Source organism: Lamprobacter sp., from assembly GCF_034860625.1.
In the GTDB taxonomy this organism is placed as follows: Bacteria; Pseudomonadota; Gammaproteobacteria; order Chromatiales; family Chromatiaceae; genus Lamprobacter.
In genome coordinates, this window is sequence record NZ_JAYESN010000245.1 from 1 (window position 1) to 4448 (window position 4448).

Consider the following 4448-nt stretch of genomic DNA (forward strand, 5'->3'; position numbering starts at 1 on the left):
CGCGCCGAGGTCATCCGCTAGGGTGCCGGCCCAACGGCAGTGATGGCCCAGCTCGCTCAGCACGGCGAGGGTATTGGCGCAGTTGCCGCCGCGCAGAAGACGCTGAGCGCTGGCGCGGACCTCAGCGTCCTCGGCTGGATAGCGCTCGACCTGGTTGATGATATCGAGGGTCGCGATGCCGACCCCGAGCAGGCTGGCTGGGCGTTTATTTGCGGAGAGTGGTCGGTTGCTCATTGAAGGTGGGGTGGCGTGGTGAGGCGTGTTTGAGAGGCGCTGTCGAGGATCGCCTGAGAGCATGACCGGGGCCTTGTCGATCTTGTCGGCCCGCTGAGCGTGAGCCAAACTTGGATGATCAGAGTTGAATGATCGCAGTTGAATGTGAATGATCAAAGCAGCGAAGGAGGGTCATGATGATGTCGCCATTTGAGCACTTGCGTGATGAGTTCAGCCATGCCTGGGATGCACTGATCGACGGTTGGCAGCGCCTTTATCGACGCGCGGCCGGCGCGATGACTCGCTTCAGTCAAGGATCAGAGGCACAAGCGGAAGCTAGCAGCAGCACCGCCCTCGCCGAGCGCCAGTTATGCGCGCGGGGTGCTGCGTGTTGAGCTGCCCAAGCGGCAGCCGCGTGAGCGGGGTGTCAAGCTCTCGGTGAGCTGACGCTATTCGTCAACGTCAACGATGCAGAAGACGCCCGTTCGTCGTCGACCAAGACCGTTCACCCCAGCACGCAGCGATTTCGGCCTTGCTCCTTAGCGGCGTATAGCGCCTGATCAACGCGCCGAAAGAGGGTGTCGACGCTGTCATCCGGCGCGAACTGAGCAATCCCGAGGCTGATCGTCAGTCGCGCAACGCCAGGGAACCGGGCCTCGGCGACCGCGACCCGTAGTTGCTCGGCAAACAGCCGGGCGTCCTCGGCCCCGGTGTTCGGGAGCAAAAGCGCGAATTCCTCGCCACCCCAGCGCGCCAGTCGATCGGTTTCGCGCATCCGTTGGTTCAGGATCGCGCCAAGCATCCGCAACGTCTGATCGCCGACGTCATGGCCATGGGCGTCGTTGATCGCCTTGAACCGGTCGATATCGAGCAGCAGCAACGAAAAGACCTGGTGGTAGCGACGCGCGCGCCGGATTTCGTCGTGCAACCCTTCGTCGAAGGCGCGCCGGTTCGGCAGCCCGGTCAGCTCGTCCTGGTAGGCTTGGGTGCGCAGCGCCCGCAGGAGCTGATTTCGGATCAGCGCCTCACTGATGATGTCGGCGACCAGCTGCATCACAGCTTGCTCGAAGCCGCTCCAGCGCTTGCGCACCTGAATGTTGTCGAGACCCAGTATGCTGCACATCTGCCCGGTCCTGAACATCGGGATCGCCAGCATGGACTGGATCTCGCCGTCGCGCATCATTTTCTGCTCATCAGGCGAGAGCTGCGCAATGTCGTCCTGCGTGACCCAGGCAGGCTGCCGGCTGTTGGCAATCTCTGGAAACCAGGGATATCGATCCACTTCGAGGTCGCGCAGTTCATCGATCTGCGGCCGTATTCCGGGCGCGCACCATTCGTGGGTGCAGGTCATGGCGGCGCCATCTTCGTTCATCTGGAACAGATAGCAGCGATGCGCGTACACGCAGGTGCCGATACGGGCCAGTGCCACATGGATCGCCGCATCGAGGCCAGACTCGTTCATGGTCAGGAACATCCGGGAGATCTCGTGCACCGCATCCCGGCAGGCGGTGCGCCAGGCCAGGTCCTCGCGCGCCCGGGCGCGTTCGATCGCAAGTCCGGCCAGGCTCGCGGCGCACGCGATCAGCTCGATCTCCCACGCGGATGGAGTCCGGGCCTCCCGTGCATAGACTGCAAAGGCGGCGAGCACCTCACCGTCTTTGGCCACCACCGGCTCCGACCAGCAGGCTCGCAAGCCGGCTTGGGCGGCAAGCTCCCGATAGGGCGTCCAGGCCGGATCGATCTGGATGTCCTCGGTGAATACGCGTTCGCCAAGCGCGGCAGCGGTGCCGCAGGCGCCCTGTCCGTCGCTGATGGCGAGGCCGTCGATCGCTGCGTTGTAGAAGGCCGGGAGGCTGGGCGCGGCGAGCAGACGCCACTGGTGGCTGTCCTCGTCGACCAGAAGCAGCGAACAGAGGCTTTCCGGTGCCGCAGCCTCGATGGTGCCGACGATGCGCTCGGCAATGACCGCCAAGGGTTGGTCGTTCAGGATGGCGCGCAGGATCGTCTGCACCTCGCGTTCGTGCTGCTGCGCCTGCCGCCGTTCGGTGACATCGACAAAGGCCCCGAGATAGCCGTCGTCCAGTACGCTGTAATGGATCTCGACGGCCCGTTGCTTGCCGTTCTTGCACCTGACCTCGGCTTGGAAGGGCATCTGGCTGCGATCCCCTGCGGCCAGCGCGGCGAGGGCGGCATCCCAGCGTTGGCGAATCTGCCGGCGATCTGCCGGGTCCGGATAGGCCAGCTCCCACCAGCATTGCTCATCGGGTAGATCCGACTCGCTGTAGCCATAAGTCCTGGTGAACTCAGCGTTGTAGAAGCGCGCCCGGTGTGCCCGATCGAGATGGCCCAGGGGCACTGGCGCAAATTGCAGCAGATGCTGAAACCGCGCCTCTCCGGCTCGCCCTGCGGCTTCGGCGGTCTTAGCGTCGGTGATATCGATAGCGACCCCTTCCCAGAGTGTGCCGCCTTCCGGCAGCGCGCGCGGCAACGACTCCAGGCGCCACCAGCGGGTGACGCCCCGGATCACCACCCGGCCCTCCCACAGAAAGGGCCGCGGCGCGACAAGCACCTGCTGATTCAGCTCCAGAAACGTCGGATAGTCGTCCGGATGCACTCGTTGCAACAGGGTCCCCGGGTTGGTCAGGACCTGCTCCCGGGGCAGGTCGAGCATGATGAGCAGTCGCTCGGTGACGAAGCGAAAGGCCGGGCGACCTTGCGCATCCACCTGCAACAGATACAGTCCGGCAGGTATCGCCTCGGACGGACGGGGTGATAAGGACGAATCGGCAACAATCGGTGGATTCCGGGACATTAAAATCGCCTCCTAACGTGCGAGTCCGCGAGCGTCAACACCAACAGGCGCGCGGCGCAGCCGCAGACCTGGACCACGGCGCTCTCAATGTGGCTGCGATCGGCTTAGCGATCGTTATGGCGTCGGGGTGGGATTCAGACAGGCGCATGATCGTTGGCAGTGGCATGATCGTCGATCCTGAACAGCACCGCATACAGCAGCGGCACGACGATCAGCGTCAGCAGGGTCGCGAAGGCGAGGCCGAACATGATGGTCACCGCCATGCTCTTGAAGAAGGGGTCGAGCAAGAGCGGGGCGACGCCAAGGATGGTGGTCAAGGCCCCGAGCACTACCGGCCGGGCGCGGCTGGCGGCGGCATCCAGCACCGGCGAGAGACCGGGCTTGCCGGCCTTACGCTCGGCGTCGGCCTGGTCGACCAGTACGATGGCGTTCTTCACCAGCATGCCGATCAGGCTCAGGAAGCCGAGGATCGCCATGAACTCGAACGGCACCTGGAACAGGAGCAGCCCGATGGTGACGCCCACGATGGCCAGCGGCACCGTGAGCCAGATCACCAGCGGCTGTCGCAGGGCGTTGAACATCACCACCACTGCGAGCACCATGGCCGCGAAGCCATAAGGCGCGGAGATCGCCAGGCCAGCGTTGGCCTCGCGCGAGGCCTTGTCCTCGCCGTGCCATTCCAGCGCATAGCCCGGCGGCAGCGCGATGGCCTCGATCTGTGGCTTGAGCCGCTCCAGCACCGGGCCGGACAATGCGCCCGGCTGCGGGTCCGCCTGCGCCTTGAGGGTCGGGAAGCGGTCGATGCGGCGAATGATCCCATCCACCCAGTCCAGCTGAGACCCAGTTACCAGTTGGCCCACCGGCAGGTAGCGACCGGCGGTGGGGCTGTAGACCTGGACATTGTCCAGCGCCGCGGCCCGGTCGCGCTCGGCGAGCGGCGCCCGCGCAATGATGGGCACCAGGGTATCGCCCTCGCGGTAGGCGCCGACGCGCTCACCACTGAAGGCACGGTTCAGCGCGGCGCTGATCTGCGTGACATCGACGCCGGCGCGCTGGGCCGCGACCGCATCCACCTGCGGGCGCAGCACCGCCACCTTCTCGCGCCAGTCATCCTGGACCGCGACTGCGCTGGGCTCGGCCGCCATGATGGCCTTGGCCTCGTCGGCGAGCCGACGCAGCACCGCGGGATCGGGACCGCGGAAGGCGGCCTCGATCTTCTTGCCGCCGCCGCGCCCGAGCATGAACTTCCAGACCTTGATGGCGGCGTCCGGATGGGCCGCAGTGAGAGTTTCCTGCAGCTCGGCGACCAGCGGGTCGATGCGGCGGAAGTCATCCACGTCCACCAGCAACTGGCCATAGGCGCTGTTCGGCTCCTCTGGCGAGTAGGTGAGCATGAAGCGCAGCCCGCCCTGGCCAACGAAGC

The 4448-nt window shown here is 65.4% G+C and carries 3 protein-coding genes and 1 pseudogene; 1 reads left to right on the forward strand and 3 read right to left on the reverse strand.

The window, feature by feature from the left end:
• Window positions 1–234, reverse strand: a pseudogene (locus VBE63_RS25165) (ketohexokinase); the annotation flags it as partial.
• Window positions 235–410: 176 nt separating this feature from the next.
• On the opposite strand from VBE63_RS25165, the gene VBE63_RS25170 reads away from it, so the two are divergent.
• Window positions 411–608: a hypothetical protein gene (locus VBE63_RS25170; protein WP_323685753.1), complete on the forward strand. Its 198-nt coding sequence runs from the start codon at window positions 411–413 to the stop codon at window positions 606–608.
• A 110-nt stretch (window positions 609–718) separates the two neighbouring features.
• Here VBE63_RS25170 and VBE63_RS25175 read toward each other — a convergent pair whose 3' ends face one another.
• Window positions 719–3025: a diguanylate cyclase domain-containing protein gene (locus VBE63_RS25175; protein WP_323685754.1), complete on the reverse strand. Its 2307-nt coding sequence runs from the start codon at window positions 3023–3025 to the stop codon at window positions 719–721.
• A gap of 134 nt (window positions 3026–3159) precedes the next feature.
• A partial coding sequence (locus VBE63_RS25180) for an efflux RND transporter permease subunit (protein ID WP_323685755.1) occupies window positions 3160–4448 on the reverse strand: 1289 nt, incomplete at its 5' end.

Coding starts and splice junctions, on each gene's coding strand:
- VBE63_RS25175 (WP_323685754.1), bottom strand. CDS start 3,025: ATGTCCCGGAATCCACCGATTGTTGCCGATTCGTCCTTATCACCCCGT.
- VBE63_RS25170 (WP_323685753.1), top strand. CDS start 411: ATGATGTCGCCATTTGAGCACTTGCGTGATGAGTTCAGCCATGCCTGG.